The organism is Lentisalinibacter orientalis (assembly GCF_040706535.1).
Taxonomy (GTDB): Bacteria; Pseudomonadota; Gammaproteobacteria; order Steroidobacterales; family Woeseiaceae; genus Lentisalinibacter; species Lentisalinibacter orientalis.
Map to the genome: position 1 here is coordinate 59343 of NZ_JAPDRJ010000002.1, position 13288 is coordinate 72630.

At 69.7% G+C, this 13288-nt stretch carries 16 protein-coding genes and 1 tRNA gene; 6 read left to right on the forward strand and 11 right to left on the reverse strand.

What is annotated here, in order from left to right:
• Positions 1 to 39 precede the first annotated feature (39 nt).
• Together ACJMK0_RS10190 and ACJMK0_RS10195 are read right to left on the reverse strand one after the other, a co-directional pair.
• Entirely contained in the window at positions 40 to 441 is a 402-nt protein-coding gene (locus ACJMK0_RS10190; protein WP_405238051.1) for a cupin domain-containing protein, read from the reverse strand.
• A gap of 51 nt (positions 442 to 492) precedes the next feature.
• Positions 493 to 568, reverse strand: a tRNA-Thr gene (locus ACJMK0_RS10195).
• A gap of 198 nt (positions 569 to 766) precedes the next feature.
• Here ACJMK0_RS10195 and hemG point away from each other — a divergent pair.
• Entirely contained in the window at positions 767 to 1312 is a 546-nt protein-coding gene (gene hemG, locus ACJMK0_RS10200) for a menaquinone-dependent protoporphyrinogen IX dehydrogenase (RefSeq protein ID WP_405238053.1), read from the forward strand.
• Positions 1313 to 1328: 16 nt separating this feature from the next.
• Positions 1329 to 1844 (forward strand): cytochrome b/b6 domain-containing protein, encoded by a 516-nt coding sequence (locus ACJMK0_RS10205; protein ID WP_405238055.1) that lies wholly within the window; start codon positions 1329 to 1331, stop codon positions 1842 to 1844.
• A 58-nt stretch (positions 1845 to 1902) separates the two neighbouring features.
• Here ACJMK0_RS10205 and ACJMK0_RS10210 read toward each other — a convergent pair whose 3' ends face one another.
• From ACJMK0_RS10210 to ACJMK0_RS10230, 5 genes are read right to left on the reverse strand one after another with little or no spacing between them, the layout of a single operon-like run.
• Positions 1903 to 2682, reverse strand: a complete 780-nt coding sequence (locus tag ACJMK0_RS10210) for an SPOR domain-containing protein (RefSeq protein WP_405238057.1) — start codon at positions 2680 to 2682, stop codon at positions 1903 to 1905.
• Positions 2679 to 3440 carry a type III pantothenate kinase gene (locus ACJMK0_RS10215; RefSeq protein ID WP_405238059.1) on the reverse strand — a complete coding sequence of 254 codons (762 nt, stop codon included), beginning with the start codon at positions 3438 to 3440 and terminating at the stop codon, positions 2679 to 2681. Before ACJMK0_RS10215 ends, ACJMK0_RS10210 begins: the two co-directional genes overlap by 4 nt.
• Positions 3440 to 4276: a biotin--[acetyl-CoA-carboxylase] ligase gene (locus ACJMK0_RS10220; protein WP_405238061.1), complete on the reverse strand. Its 837-nt coding sequence runs from the start codon at positions 4274 to 4276 to the stop codon at positions 3440 to 3442. Before ACJMK0_RS10220 ends, ACJMK0_RS10215 begins: the two co-directional genes overlap by 1 nt.
• A gap of 6 nt (positions 4277 to 4282) precedes the next feature.
• Positions 4283 to 4942 (reverse strand): glycerol-3-phosphate 1-O-acyltransferase PlsY, encoded by a 660-nt coding sequence (plsY, locus tag ACJMK0_RS10225; protein ID WP_405238063.1) that lies wholly within the window; start codon positions 4940 to 4942, stop codon positions 4283 to 4285.
• Positions 4943 to 4991: 49 nt separating this feature from the next.
• Positions 4992 to 5900, reverse strand: a complete 909-nt coding sequence (locus ACJMK0_RS10230) for a DMT family transporter (RefSeq protein WP_405238064.1) — start codon at positions 5898 to 5900, stop codon at positions 4992 to 4994.
• Positions 5901 to 6034: 134 nt separating this feature from the next.
• On the opposite strand from ACJMK0_RS10230, the gene ACJMK0_RS10235 reads away from it, so the two are divergent.
• Together ACJMK0_RS10235 and ACJMK0_RS10240 are read left to right on the forward strand one after the other, a co-directional pair.
• Positions 6035 to 6352 carry an autorepressor SdpR family transcription factor gene (locus tag ACJMK0_RS10235; RefSeq protein ID WP_405238066.1) on the forward strand — a complete coding sequence of 106 codons (318 nt, stop codon included), beginning with the start codon at positions 6035 to 6037 and terminating at the stop codon, positions 6350 to 6352.
• Positions 6349 to 7020 carry an SdpI family protein gene (locus ACJMK0_RS10240; protein ID WP_405238068.1) on the forward strand — a complete coding sequence of 224 codons (672 nt, stop codon included), beginning with the start codon at positions 6349 to 6351 and terminating at the stop codon, positions 7018 to 7020. The genes ACJMK0_RS10235 and ACJMK0_RS10240 overlap by 4 nt, the downstream gene beginning before the upstream one ends.
• A gap of 6 nt (positions 7021 to 7026) precedes the next feature.
• Here the strand turns inward: ACJMK0_RS10240 and ACJMK0_RS10245 are convergent, their stop codons facing one another.
• From ACJMK0_RS10245 to ctlX, 3 genes are read right to left on the reverse strand one after another with little or no spacing between them, the layout of a single operon-like run.
• Positions 7027 to 8844: a M61 family metallopeptidase gene (locus ACJMK0_RS10245; RefSeq protein WP_405238070.1), complete on the reverse strand. Its 1818-nt coding sequence runs from the start codon at positions 8842 to 8844 to the stop codon at positions 7027 to 7029.
• A gap of 23 nt (positions 8845 to 8867) precedes the next feature.
• Positions 8868 to 9698 (reverse strand): dimethylarginine dimethylaminohydrolase family protein, encoded by an 831-nt coding sequence (locus ACJMK0_RS10250; protein WP_405238072.1) that lies wholly within the window; start codon positions 9696 to 9698, stop codon positions 8868 to 8870.
• Between the two features lie 17 nt (positions 9699 to 9715).
• Entirely contained in the window at positions 9716 to 10651 is a 936-nt protein-coding gene (ctlX, locus tag ACJMK0_RS10255; protein ID WP_405238074.1) for a citrulline utilization hydrolase CtlX, read from the reverse strand.
• 112 nt (positions 10652 to 10763) lie between these two features.
• Between ctlX and ACJMK0_RS10260 the strand changes: the two genes are divergently transcribed.
• Positions 10764 to 11225, forward strand: a complete 462-nt coding sequence (locus tag ACJMK0_RS10260) for a DUF4149 domain-containing protein (protein WP_405238076.1) — start codon at positions 10764 to 10766, stop codon at positions 11223 to 11225.
• Positions 11226 to 11231: 6 nt separating this feature from the next.
• Here the strand turns inward: ACJMK0_RS10260 and ACJMK0_RS10265 are convergent, their stop codons facing one another.
• Positions 11232 to 11861 carry a glutathione S-transferase family protein gene (locus ACJMK0_RS10265; RefSeq protein ID WP_405238078.1) on the reverse strand — a complete coding sequence of 210 codons (630 nt, stop codon included), beginning with the start codon at positions 11859 to 11861 and terminating at the stop codon, positions 11232 to 11234.
• Between the two features lie 194 nt (positions 11862 to 12055).
• Between ACJMK0_RS10265 and ACJMK0_RS10270 the strand changes: the two genes are divergently transcribed.
• Positions 12056 to 13225 (forward strand): two-component system sensor histidine kinase NtrB, encoded by a 1170-nt coding sequence (locus tag ACJMK0_RS10270; protein ID WP_405238080.1) that lies wholly within the window; start codon positions 12056 to 12058, stop codon positions 13223 to 13225.
• The last annotated feature ends 63 nt before the right edge of the window (positions 13226 to 13288 follow it).

The following is a 13288-nucleotide window of genomic DNA, read 5'->3' on the forward strand; positions in this document are numbered from 1 at the left end:
AGCCTCTACCCATCTGGTAGCGGCGATTACCGGCGTCCTTCACTCTCCTGATGGAGAGTGATCGACCAGGCCCAGTTGCTCGTCGATGGACTTTGTCTTCACTGTCTGCGTATCACCCGTGTGCTTCGTCGTAACGGTCTCGATCAGGGCAATCAGGCACTCCTCCTCGCAGACCGGGTTGTGCATGGCGGCCTTGGGCACGACATGGAAATCACCTGCGCCGAGCTTCACGACACGATCCTCGTACTCTATCCGCAGCTCGCCTTCCAGAACGAGAAACATCTCGTCCTCATCGTCGTGCTTGTGCCAGGCCAGATCGCCTTTGAGCCTCGCGACCTTCACATATTGGTCGTTGACCTGGGCGAGGATGCGGGGGGACCAGTAGTTCTGCAGTGCTGCAGCTTCTTGCCTGAGGTTCAGCGAGTCAGACTGACTGTGCATGACTTCCTTCTTACAATGCAATCCATATGATCGGAATGCACCCTGATTTCATGGTGCCGGAAGAGGGATTCGAACCCCCGACCTACTGATTACAAATCAGTTGCTCTGCCAGCTGAGCTATTCCGGCGTTTCTGTCCCGCCGGAGCAATTGTAGGCAAGCCGGCCGAACGGAGCCAGCACCCGCTTCACACCCGCCTGGCCGGACCTGTGGCCCCTTCCACGGCTTCTACTGACAATCACTTACGGAAACCCGTATTGAACCGCCGCCCCGCTCGGCTATCCTCATGCGGGTTTAGGGCGCCGGGAAACGCACCGAGGTTCTGACGTGGCCAAGACGCTGCTGCTGTATTTCAGTCTGTACGGGCACACCCGACGCATCGCCGAGCGCATCCGCGACCGCATGACGGAGCTGGGCGAGGAGGTGGACGCGGTCTCCCTGCTCGAGAACCCGGACGTGGACCCCACGCAGTACGAGCGCATCATCCTCGGCGCCTGCATCCGTAACGGCAAGTACAAGCCGCCGGTGTGGGATTTCATCCGCAAGTACAAGTCCCTGCTGGACGAGCGGCCGAGCGCGTTTTTCTCCGTGAATCTGGTGGCCCGCAAGCCGGAGAAGAACACGCCGGAGACGAACCCGTACACGAAGCAGTTCGTGCAGAAGAGCCCCTGGCAGCCGGATCTGCTGGGCGTGTTCGCCGGTGATCTCGACTACCAGCGCTACGGCGCCATGGACCGCAACATCATCCGCTTCATCATGTGGATCACGAAGGGCCCGACGGATCCACAGACCAAGGAGCAGTACACGGACTGGGCCGTGGTGGACCGCTTCGCCGAGCAGGCCGCCGCCCTCGGCAAGGCCGAGGCCGCCTGAGCGCTCGCGTCCGCCATTGCGCCGCGTACTCGACAAGCTCGCCGACAGCCAGCACCTGGTGGTGCTGCTGCTCTCCCTCTGGCTGGTGCTCACCAGCCCCTGGATCACGATGCGCAAGGGCATCCCGGAGTCCGCCGGCTTCCTGGACTACGCCCACATCGCGCTGGGCCTCGTGCTGGTGCCGCTGAGCCTCACCTATTTCGCCACCAACACGCTGAACGGGCGCTGGCGGGACTATTTCCCCTGGCTCGCCGGCAATTTCGCAGAGGTGAAGCGGGATCTCGTCGGCATCCCGAAGGGCCGGCTGCCCCAGCCGGGCGGCGCCGGGCTGTTCTCGCTGATCGAGGGGCTGGTGCTGGTGCTGCTGGTGGCCACCGCGCTTACGGGGCTCGGCTGGTTCGTGCTGGAAGGCTCGCGGGCCGCGATGGCCTGGCGGGACTGGCACATCGTGACCGCGGACGCCCTGGTGGTGGGCATGATCGTGCACGCGGTGGCCGCCTCGCTGCACCTGCTGGAGTTTCTGCTCGAGTAGCGCCCGCCAGGCCGGCAGGCCCTTGCCGGCTCTTGTCCGCCTTTCGCGCAGTGCGAGTCTAGGGCGGGCAGACGGCGTCCGGGCCGGTGACGATGTCGTCCACGCCGAGCACGCTGGCGAAGCCTTCCGGGTCCTGGCCGGGGTCGAGCCGCACGTCCACCCAGTAAGTGGTGGCCTCCCGGGTCTGCGGTACCACCTCGGCGTCCAGCCCCAGTTCGAGAGCCTGCTGCTGAAGTCGCTCGGCCCGCTCCTCGTCGCTGAATAGCCCCAGCGAAATGGTGCGCTCGCCGTCGTCCTCGGGCATGGGGTAGGCGTCCTCGAAGCCCGCCTCCTGCAGCACGGCCACCTGGCGGTTGGCCTCCTCCCGGCCGGGGATGTTGCGGATCTGTACCCAGTGGCCCAGGAAGACATCTTCGCTGGCGCTGCGCAGGCCGGCTTCGCCGCCGAGGTCGCGCACCCGGGCGACAACGTCCTCTCCCGTCTCGGCGCTGCCGAAGGGGCCCATGCTGATGCAGACGTCCGCGGCCGGGGCAGCGGCGGTCTCGGCGGCCTCGGCGGTCTCGGCCGCTGGCCGGTCCGATGCCGGCGCCGCCGGCTCCGCTGCGGGGAAGTCGGTATCCGGCGCGGCATCGGCAGGGGGGCCGATGGGCCGACCGGCCATGCCGGCCGCTTCGTCCGCTGCCGCGCCCCCGGCCGGCTCGGGCGCCAGTTCCAGCGTGGGGCCGAGGTCGGATGCACGGAAACGGGTGGCGCCCTCGGACGGCGGCTCCGCCACCCACTGGTTCCAGGCGAAGAAGATGACGTTGGCCAGCGCGAGCAGGAGAACGAGGTTTCTCATTCCGCCCCCGCGAGCGCCGCCAGGCCCTCGAGTACCAGGTCCGGCCGGTTCTCCACGGTGTAGTGCCACTGGCGCTGAATGCGCCGGGCGTCGCCGCCCGTGAGCACGATGCGCGGCACCTGGTCGATGCCCTCGAGCACCCGGCAGGCCCGCTCCATGGCGCCGCAGATGGCTGCGAGCGCGCCGCTGCGCACCGCCTGGTCGGTGGTGCGGCCGAACAGGTTCTCCGGCTCCGGGTCGTCGGCGCCGGCGCCGTCGGTGCCGATGCCGCTGGTGGCCGTGTCGAGCACCCGGCCCATGAGCGTGAGGCCGGGCAGGATGAGGCCGCCCAGGTGTTGGCCGGAGGAGTCGATGGCATCCAGGGTGGTGGCGGTGCCGGCGTCCACCACCAGCAGCGCCTCGTCCGGGTAGCGGGTCCAGGCGCCCACGCAGGCCGCCCAGCGGTCCACGCCCAGCCGGGCGGGCTCGTCGTAGCCGTTAGTGAGGCCGCAGGCCTCGGCGCGGCTGGTGGCGAAGTCGATGTCGATGCCGGCCTTCTCGTCGATGGCGCGGGAGAGATCCGCGGCCACCCGCCGGCCGGCCACGTTGGCCGCGACGACGCGGTCGATGTCGCCGGGCAGCGTGTCCAGCACGGCGGCGTAGTTATCCGACTCGCATTCCTTGTGGGTGCGGTAGCCGGCGCCGGCCACCTCGCCGGAGGCCGTCAGCACGCCCCATTTGAGGCGGGTGTTGCCGATGTCGAAGAGTACGGTGCTCATCAGTTTCCGGTGCCCGGGGCGGGACGGCGGCAGCGCAGGATATCACCGGCGATGATACGCCGCTGCCCGTCCGGCGTGTCCACCAGCAGCGCGCCGCCGGCGTCGATGCCGGCGGCCACGCCGCGCGCCTCGCCGTCCGCGTCACGCACGGTCACCTCGCTGCCGCGCATCCAGTCGCGGCGCTGCCAGCGCTCGGCGAACGGCGCGAATCCCCCGGCCTCGTAGGCATCGAAAGCGGTCTGCAGGGCGTCGATCAGCGCCGCCGCCAGGCGGTTGCGCGCCGGCAGCGGTTCCAGCACTTCCGCCAGGGCGGCGGGGCCACGGCCCCAGCCGATGTCGCCGGGCGGCGCGAACCCCGCCGGCAGCGAGACGTTGATGCCGATGCCCACCACCACGTGCGTGGCGGCGCCGGCGCGGCCGGCGATCTCGGAGAGGATGCCGCCCAGCTTGCCGTCGATCAGCACGAGGTCGTTGGGCCACTTCAGCCGGATGTCCTCCGCGCCGAAGGACTCCAGCGTCTCGGCGGCGGCGGTGCCGCAGGCCAGCGTCAGGGCGGAGACGGCCTCGGCGGGCACGGTGACCGCGCGGGCCACGGACAGGCACAGGCCGTGGCCCGGCGGGATGTCCCACTGGCGGCCCCGCCGGCCGCGGCCCTTCGACTGGTAGTCGGCGACGGCCGCGGCCAGGCGGCCTTCCGCGGGCGGCATCTGTCCGGCCAGCCAGTCGTTCGTGGAGTCGATGGTGTCGAAGACGTCCAGGTGCTCCAGCCAGGCGCCGCTGCCGTCGGGCAGAGCGTCACGGATGCCTTCCTCGTTGAGGGGATCGGGGGTGGTCATGGAGAGTCAGGCTTTCGGGCCGGAGCGCGGGCGGAAGATCATCAGGCGTTCGTTGCGGTTCTCGTTGCCGGCGCGCATGCGCGCGATGTTGGAGCGATGGGTCCAGAGCATGAACAGCGCGGCGACCAGCGCGAATATCACGAAGGGACGGCCGGCGGGCCCGGGGCTGGTGGCAATCATCAGCGCCGCGCTCCAGGCGGTGATCATGGTGGCGAGCCCCACGTAGCCGCTGAGCACGATGACGCCCAGCCAGATGAGGATCAGCGGCAGCAGGAGGACGGGCGCGAGCACGCCGAAGGCGCCCACCAGCGTCGCCGCGCCCTTGCCGCCGCGGAAGCGGTGCCAGACCGGGTAGACGTGGCCCACCACCGCCGCGCCGGCGCACGACAGGGTGAGCCAATGGCGGTCCACGACGAGGTCGATGCCCACGCCCGGGATGTCGAGCCCCGGGATGACGCCCGCGGCCAGCACGCCCTTGCCCACGTCCACCACCACCACGCCGAGGGCGAACAGCTTGCCCTGGGTGCGCAGCGCGTTGGTGCCGCCCACGTTGCCGCTGCCCACGGTGGCCAGATCCACGCCGCCCTTGAGCCGGCCCATGAGCACGCCGCCCATGATCGAGCCCAGCAAGTAGGCGATGAGTACCTTCAGTCCGAGTTCCAGCATGCGAGTGATCGGGTGTGCGGCCCGCGGCATCGGGGCCGGTGCAATTGTATCACCCGCCCCCGGCCGGCTGCGGCGGCTCGCCCTTGCTCTGCAGGCGGGGGCGGGAGCCCATGAAGATGGCGGCCAGCGCGATGGCGGCGCCGGTCATCTCGGTGGCGCTCACCACCCGGCCGAACAGCAGGATCTCCCACACGTAGGAGAGCAGCGGCTGCAGCAGCAGCGAGATGCCCACCACCGCGGTGGACACCCGAGACAGGCTGCCGGCGATCAGCAGCCAGCCGAGCACGTGGGAGAGCACGCCGTAGCACACCAGCCAGCCGGCATCGGCGGCGCTGGGCACGGCGAAGGACTCGCCTTCCGCAAGCACCATGGCGCCGAGCACGGCGGCGCACACCAGCGACATCACCGCGATCTCCGCTCGCGGCAGCACGTGACCGCTCTCCGCCTGGGCGCGGCGCAGCGACAGCAGATAACCGGTGTAACTCGCCGCGGTGGCCAGCCCGAAGAGCACACCCAGCCGGTACTCCGGGCTCAGCACGCTCCAGTCCACTCCCACCACCAGCGCGAGACCGACGATGGCGACCGGGATGGCGATCAATTGCCAGACGCTCGCCCGCTGACCGAGGAAGATGATGCCCACCGCCGTCATGGCGAACACCTGGAAGTTGGCCAGCAGCGTCGAGAGCCCGGGCCCCACGTAGAGCACGCTGCGGTGCCAGAACCAGAGATCCAGCGCGAAGAACACGGCCGCGGCAACGATGGCGACGAACGCGACCCGGTTGAAGCGGAAGCTGCGCCCGGTGGCGGCGATGAACACCGTGAGCGCGATGCCGCCGATCAGCATGCGGTAGAACGCGCTCGCCGTCGGCGCCACGTCCACCAGCGCCACCCAGACGGGCGAGAAGCTGATCAGCGTCGCGCCCAGGAAGATGCGGGCTCGGGGCGGTATCAGCGGCACGGGGCGGGCTCTGTGCGACGGGTGGGCTGCATGAGGGCTGGCATTCTAATGAGCGACGGCAGGCGCGGCTATCGCGCGACGCTGCACAGCGGCGAAGTCTTGTATTTAGATATTTCTCGAAATATCATAACACCATGAAGCAACAGTCCGTCTTCAAGGCCCTCGCCGATCCCACCCGCCGCTCCATCCTGCGGCGGCTGCGCAAGGGTTCGCAGACGGCGGGCGAGCTGGCGGAGGCCTTCCCCATCACCCGCGCCTCGCTGTCGCACCACTTCGGCATCCTGAAGGCCGCCGACCTGGTGCGCACGGAACGCCGCGGGCAGCACATCGTCTACTCACTGAACGCCTCGGTGATGGAGGAGGTGGCGGCGCTGTTCATGGACCTGTTCGGGTCGGAGGACAGGCCGGGCACCGATGACGGCGACAACGACAAGGAGAGCGACACCTCATGACCCAACGCCTCGCCGACTGGCTCAGCATCCTGTTCATCGCGTTCTCGTTCGCTTTCGCGGCGGTGATGTACCCGTCCCTGCCCGAGCTGATCCCCACGCACTGGAACGCGGCGGGCGACGTCGACAGCTATACGCCCAAGCCCTGGGGCGCGTTCCTGCTGCCCGCCATCGCCTGGCTGGTGTTCGTGCTCATGAAGCTGATTCCGGTGATCTCGCCGAAGGGATTCCGCACCGATCAGTTCATGGAGGTGGTGCGGCTGTTCCAGGTGGTGCTCGTGGCCTTCATGGCCGTGCTCGCCGTGGCGACGCTGCTCTATGCGGCCGGGTTCCAGATCGCCATGCCCCGTTTCATGGCCGGCGCGCTGGGCGTGCTGTTCGTGATCCTCGGCAATTACCTCGGCAAGGTGCGCAAGAACTTCTTCATCGGCATCCGCACGCCCTGGACGCTGGCGAGCAGCGAGGTGTGGGCACGCACCCACCGGCTGGCGGCCTGGCTGTTCACGCTGGCCGGCATCGCCGCACTCATGAGCGCCCTGTATCTGCCGGACCTGCGGGTGGTGGTGGCGGGCGCCCTCATCGCCGGCTTCGTGCCGGTGATCTACTCCTTCCTGCTGTACCGGCAGCTGGAGGGGTTCGAGCCGGAAGACGAGGACGAAGACGCCGCCTGAGCGGGTTCAGCGCCCCAGCCAGTCCCGGCGCCGCGCCAGCACGGCGTCGTCCGCCTCCTCGTCCAGGGTCAGGTAACAGGTGTCCGCCGGCGCCTCCGCCAGCGTGATGGGCAGGGTGAACAACTCGTCCTGGCGGAACACCGTCAGCTCGGCCGTGTCGCCGGCACGATACCCGCGCAGCAGCACCGGCATCGACGACGGCGTGGCGCGCAGCCCGTCCAGGGCCACCAGTTCGTCGCCGGCGGCCGCCCCGGCCCGCTGCAGCGGGCCATCCGCCAGCACCACCGCCAGCCGGGTGCGATCACCCTCGGACGACATCCGGCCGCCCAGCCAGGGCAGCGGCTGGGGGTTGTTCTGCAGCGGCTTGCCGCCCGCATCGCCGGCGCCGGTCGCCTGGCGCAGGTGATAGCCCACTCCCATCGCGGCCAGCAGCTCGTCCAGCGGCGGGTCCCCGGTGCCGCGCACGTAACGCTCGAAGAAGTCGCCGAGGTCGAGGCCGCTCAGCTCCTCGGCGACGGACTCCAGCGCCCGCTCCGGCATGCCGGCGCCGGTCTCGCCGTAGCGGCGCCAGCACTCGCGCATGACCACGTCCAGGTTGCAGCCGCCGGTCCCGGCGCGCAGTTTGAGGTCCAGGGCGAGCGCCACCAGCGAGCCCTTGGTGTAGTAGCTGATGATGCTGTTCGGGCCGTTCTCGTCCTGCTTGTACAGCTTCGTCCAGGCGTCGAAGCTCGACTCCTCGATGCTCTGCAGGCGCCGCCCCGGCGTGCGCAGCACCTTGGTAATGGTCTGGCCCAGCAGTTCCAGGTAGCCCGCGGCGTCGATGAGCCCGGAGCGCACCAGCGCCAGGTCGTCGTAGTAGGAGGTGATGCCCTCGAACACCCACAGCAGGCCGGTGTGCGACTCGGCCGTGAGGTCGTAGGGGGTGAAGGCCGCCGGCTTCATGCGCTTGACGTTCCACAGGTGGAAGTACTCGTGGCTCACCAGGCCGAGGAAGCGCCGGTAACCGTCGCTCACCCGCTCCTCGCCGGCCCGCGGCAGGTCGGAGCGCTTGCACACCAGGCTGGACGACCAGCGGTGTTCCAGGCCGCCGTAGCCGTCGCTCATGCAGTAGAGCAGAAAGACATAGCGGTCCAGGTCTTCCGGCGCGCCGAGCAGGCGGTGGTGCTCCGCACACGTCCGCTCCATGTCCCGGCACAGCCGTTCCAGGTCGAACCGGCGGGCGCCACGCACGGCGATGGCGTGGGGGATGCCGTTGACGCCGAACTCGCCGATGGTGAGGTCGCCGATCTCGAAGGGATGGTCGATGAGTTCGTCGTAGTCGTCCGCCGCGAAGGTGCCGTAACCCCAGTCCTTCCCGCTCACCCGGCGCATGGCCGTGGCCAGCCGCCAGTTCGCGCCGATGCCGTCCGGCGGCGGCCGCACCTCGAGGCGCACCGGCGCGTCCTCCCGGCCCTCCGCGGCCAGGAACACGCAGGGGCCGTTGAAGTAGGCGTGGGTGTTGTCGAGATGCGCGCCGCGCACGGAGAGATCCCAGGCGTACACCAGGGTGGTCACCGTCAGCTCGCCGCGGCAGGGCGCGGCCCGCCAGGTGGTCTTGTCCACCTTCTCCAGCGCCACGGGCCGGTCTTCGGCCTCGGCCTCGATGGAGACGATGTGGCGGGCGTAGTCGCGGATCATGTAGCTGCCCGGTATCCACGCCGGCATGGAGAACACCTGCCCGGCCGGGTCGGGGTCGGCGACCGTCACGGTCACCCGGTACAGATGGGCGCCCGGCTCGGCCGGGGTGATGGTGTAGCGCACGGCCTCGGGGGCGGCCTCGGTCATGGGACCTCCTGGTGGTTCTCGTCTCAGCGGCGGCGGGGTTCGGAGAGTTTCAGCGTAAGGCACTTGGCCGAACCGCCGGCCTTCAGGAACTCGGACAGATCGATCTCGTTCACCTCGAAGCCGAGGCGCATCAGCCGCGCCTTCAGCGGGTTCGATGCCTTGTGCACGAAGATCTGGTCGTCCACGTTCACGGCGTTGCAGGCGAAGTTACCGGCATCCAGCGTGTCGGCGACGATGCGCTTGTGATCCGGCACCCGCGTCTCGATGGCCACCCGGGAGTCGTAATCGAAGGCCGGCGGGTGGTAGAGCAGGAAGCCCTCGCTGAGCGGGCAGAGGCAGGTGTCGATGTGATAGAAGCGCGAGTCGGTGAGGCGGATGGAGACCAGCTCCCGGTCGAAGAAGCGGTCGATGTGCTCGTGGGCCTCGATCTCGGTGCGAAAACCGTAGCCGGTCCACAGCCACGGCCCGCCCCGGTCCAGCAGGCAGTCGCCGGCGCCCTCGAAGCCGATGTCCTCGGGCAGGTCGTAGAGCTCGTAGCCGTGGTCGCGGAACCAGCGCTTGAAGTGAGGCTCCTCCGGGCGGCGCTCCTTCGGCATGAAGTGGCTGGCAATCGCCTTCTCGCCGAAGACCACGCCCGCATTGGCGGTGAACACCATGTCCGGCAGCCCGGGCTGGGGCTCCATCACCTCGATGTCGGCGTGCGCGGAGAGCGCGTCGCGCAGGTTCTCCCACTGTTGCCGCGCCTTCTCGGGGTCCAGCGCCCCCTCGTTGCCGGCCATCCAGGGGTTGATGACGTAGTCCACCGTGAAGTAGTCCGGCGGACACATGAGTATGCGGTCGCGTGTCTTGCTCATAAGGCCTCGGTTTCGTGTCAGCGCCGCGGCAGGTGGACGGCGGCCAGCATGCAGCGTGCGCTGCCGCCCGCGCTCGTCTCGATGTGATCCAGCGGCGCGCTGACGATGCGCGCGTAATCCTCGATGGCGGCCAGCTGCTCCGCGGTGAGGCTGCGGCGGGCCTGGTCCGACATGACGAGGAGCCGGTCGCCTTCCCGACTGCGCAATTCGAGCATGTTACCGGCAAACGCCATGACCTGCGCGAGGGAGAGCTCGAGCACCGTGCGCCCGCCCTCGGCGAGGGCGGCCAGCAGCGCCTCGCTCTGCTGTGGGTCCCTGACGGACTCGGCGCACACCGCGGCCATGCCCTCGCCCACCCACATCATGACGTTGGTGTGATAGATGGGTTCGCCGTCGGCATCCACGGCCTCGAAGCTCAGCACCTCGTAACGGAGCTTGCGGGCGAACTCGGCCAGCGGGCCCGCGTGGGTGCGTGACGACAGGCAGGCGTAGGCACGGTGCCGGGAGCGGTCCAGCACCAGGCTGCCGGAGCCCTCCAGGAAGTGGCCGGCGTCTTCGTGACGACTGAGGTCGATCACCTGGTCCACCCGGTAGCCGAGCTCCCGGTCGAACGCCTCCACCACGTCCCGGCGCCGTTCCGGCCGCCGGTTCGGCGCCTCCATCGGGTACACCACGGCCGTGCCGTCGGAGTGGAAGGTCACCCAGTTGTTCGGGAACACGGAGTCCGGCGTGTGCGGCTCCGGCGTGTCGTCGAAGACGTGCACGGCCACGCCGGCGGCCTCCAGCGCCGCGCGCAGCCCCTCGAACTCGGCCAGCGCCCGCTCCTGAGCGGTGTCAGCCGGCGCCACGGGGGCCTCCGCCTGGAACTTGTTCGACTCTGCGGTCAGCGGATTGGTCTGGAAGCGGACCGGCCGGATCATCAGGACCGCGTCCGCCGACTGCGCTTCACTCACGATGCACTCTCCCCCACCCGGCGCCCGGCGGCGCCCGGGTGCTATGCTCGCCCCTCGAGACCGCTCAGATTGCCTGCCGGACCCTGGCATGACAACAGTGATATAGCCCGCCATGAAAAGAATACTCCTCTCCCCCGGCCCCGTGCTGCTGATCTGGCTCGGGGTCGTGATCGGCATCTCGTTCATCGAGGCGCCGGTGAAGTTCACCGCGCCCACCCTCACCCGTCCGGTCGCCTTCGACGTGGGCCGGGTGGTGTTCACGGCGCTGAACCGCACGGAGCTCGTGCTGTTCGCGCTGACCGTGGTGCTGGGTCTGGCCGCCGAGCGGCGCCGGCTGTTCTGGATCGCCGCCGCGGTACTGGCGGCGATGCTGGCGGCCCAGACCCTGTGGCTGCTGCCGGAGCTCGTGGCCCGTTCCGAGATGGTCATCGCCGGCCGCGAACCGCCGCCGTCCGCCGCGCATGGCGTGTACGCGGCCATCGAGGTCACGAAGGCGCTGTTGCTGGCCTGGCTGGGCGTCTTTGCGCTGGCCGGCGCTGCGGGCGCCGCACCCCCGCGCGCCCCGGACGGCTGAGCGGACTCAGACCTTCGTGCCGGGCCGGGCCGAGACGGCCTCGTGCCAGCGGCGCAGATTGTCGGCGCCCTCGGGCAGGGGCAGCTTGATCCAGCCGGCGAAGTCCACGGTGACCAGGGCTGTGATGTCGGCCACGGTGAAGATGTCGCCGGCCACGAATTCCCGTCCGGCGAGTTCCTCGTCCAGACGGCTGAAGAACAGTTCCGCCCGGCGCCGCCCGCGCGGCACCAGCTCGGCGATCTGCTCGAAACCCTCGGGGCCCGTCAGCGCCCGCCCCGCGAATCCCCGGGAACGGTTGCGGAAGGCCTCGGCAATCGCACTCAGGCCCTGGGCCTCCACCTTCGCGTTCCACTGGGTGACCAGCGCCCGCTCCCGCTCGTCGCGGCCCATCAGCGGCGGGTCCGGGTACACGGACTCCAGGTACTGGCAGATGGCGAAGGACTCGGTGAGCATCGTGCCGTCGTCCAGCTCCAGCGCGGGCACCGTGCAATCCGGGTTGATGGCGCGGAACTCGTCGCGCAGGTGTTCGCCGGCGCCCAGGTCCACCTGCACCGTCGGCAGCTCGATGCCCTTCTCCGCCAGGTAGATCCGCACCCGCCGGGGGCTCGGCGCCGGCTGGCAATCGTAGAACTTCATGTGCTCTCTCCCCTCGTCTCTCCGGCCGCGGCCCAGTACTATTGCCGGGAACACCCGGTGCCGCGTGGGGCGCATTATGGCGCTGCCCCGGGTCCAACCTCCAGCCATGCCCGGCACGGACCGACAGCGATCCGACAACGACCCGATAACCACCCGATAACGACCCGCCAACGACTGAAGGGAAACCGTCGCCCATGAACCGGCCCGCAACGGACGACCACGACGACGCCGACACCGCTGGCGGCGGCGACGAGCGCAGCGCCGAACCAGGCTCGCGGAGGGCGCTGCGCGAGGCCGAAGAGCGCTGGCAGCGACTCTACGACAATGTCCCCGCCGGCCTGTTCGAGCTGGACGCCCGCGGCCACATCACCCGCATGAATCCGGCGGTGCGCGCGATGCTGGGCGACGACGACCCGGCCGCCCTGCAGCGCCGTCTGGCGGCGGGCGGCGTCTTCCGCCATCGCCACCAGTTGCTGGCCTGGCTGCGGGCGCTGACCCGGGGCGAGACCGTGCGCGGTATGGAACTCGCGCTCACCCATGTCGACGGCAGCACGGTGCACGTGATGGCGGCCTGCGCCCCGGTGCGCGACGGCCGGGGCATGCTGCGGGGCTACGAGGGCATGTTCACCGACATCACCGAGATGAAGGCGCTGCAGCAGCAGTTCGTGCTGGCGCAGAAGATGGAAGCCGTGGGCCAGCTCACCGGCGGGATTGCCCACGACTTCAACAACCTGCTCTCCATCATCAACGGCAACCTCTACCTGGCCGAGCAGGAACTGGGGTCGGAGCATCCCCTCGCCGAGCTGCTCGCGGCCACGCGCAAGGCGGCGCGGCAGGGCGCCGACCTCACCCGCAGCCTCCTCGCCTTCGCACGCCGCGAGACCCCCGAGCCCGAGCGCATCGACCTGGACGAACGCATCGGCGCGCTGCGACCGCTGCTCGAGCGGGCGCTGGAAAGCGGTATCGAGCTCCGGATCTCCCCGGCCGGCAGGCCGGCGCCGGTGTGGCTGGATGCGGCCGGTTTCGAGAGCGCGCTGCTGAACCTGGCCATCAACGCGCGGGACGCCATGTCCGAGGGCGGCGTGTTCTCACTCGCCGTCGAGGCGGCCGGCGACGATACCGGCGACGGCGGCAGCGACGGACCGCCGGGCTGGCTCGTCACCGTGGCCGACACCGGCGCGGGCATGAACGAGGAAGTGCGCAGCCGCGCGTTCGAGCCCTTCTTCACCACCAGGCCCGAGGGCAGCGGCCTGGGGCTCGCCATGGTCCAGCGCTTCGCCGGGGGTGCCGGAGGACGCCTGACACTGGACAGCCGTCCCGGCGAGGGCACGACGTTCCGGCTCTGGCTGCCCGCCGCCGACTGAGCCCGCAGATCCGCGAGAATCCCCGAAAATGCGACATCGGTCCGGTCCGGCCGACCGGTGTGT

Coding starts and splice junctions, on each gene's coding strand:
- ACJMK0_RS10235 (WP_405238066.1), top strand. CDS start 6,035: ATGAAGCAACAGTCCGTCTTCAAGGCCCTCGCCGATCCCACCCGCCGC.
- ACJMK0_RS10210 (WP_405238057.1), bottom strand. CDS start 2,682: ATGAGAAACCTCGTTCTCCTGCTCGCGCTGGCCAACGTCATCTTCTTC.
- ACJMK0_RS10190 (WP_405238051.1), bottom strand. CDS start 441: ATGCACAGTCAGTCTGACTCGCTGAACCTCAGGCAAGAAGCTGCAGCA.
- ACJMK0_RS10220 (WP_405238061.1), bottom strand. CDS start 4,276: ATGACCACCCCCGATCCCCTCAACGAGGAAGGCATCCGTGACGCTCTG.
- ACJMK0_RS10265 (WP_405238078.1), bottom strand. CDS start 11,861: ATGAAGTTCTACGATTGCCAGCCGGCGCCGAGCCCCCGGCGGGTGCGG.
- plsY (WP_405238063.1), bottom strand. CDS start 4,942: ATGCTGGAACTCGGACTGAAGGTACTCATCGCCTACTTGCTGGGCTCG.
- ACJMK0_RS10260 (WP_405238076.1), top strand. CDS start 10,764: ATGAAAAGAATACTCCTCTCCCCCGGCCCCGTGCTGCTGATCTGGCTC.
- ACJMK0_RS10270 (WP_405238080.1), top strand. CDS start 12,056: ATGAACCGGCCCGCAACGGACGACCACGACGACGCCGACACCGCTGGC.
- ACJMK0_RS10245 (WP_405238070.1), bottom strand. CDS start 8,844: ATGACCGAGGCCGCCCCCGAGGCCGTGCGCTACACCATCACCCCGGCC.
- ACJMK0_RS10240 (WP_405238068.1), top strand. CDS start 6,349: ATGACCCAACGCCTCGCCGACTGGCTCAGCATCCTGTTCATCGCGTTC.
- ACJMK0_RS10215 (WP_405238059.1), bottom strand. CDS start 3,440: ATGAGCACCGTACTCTTCGACATCGGCAACACCCGCCTCAAATGGGGC.
- ACJMK0_RS10250 (WP_405238072.1), bottom strand. CDS start 9,698: ATGAGCAAGACACGCGACCGCATACTCATGTGTCCGCCGGACTACTTC.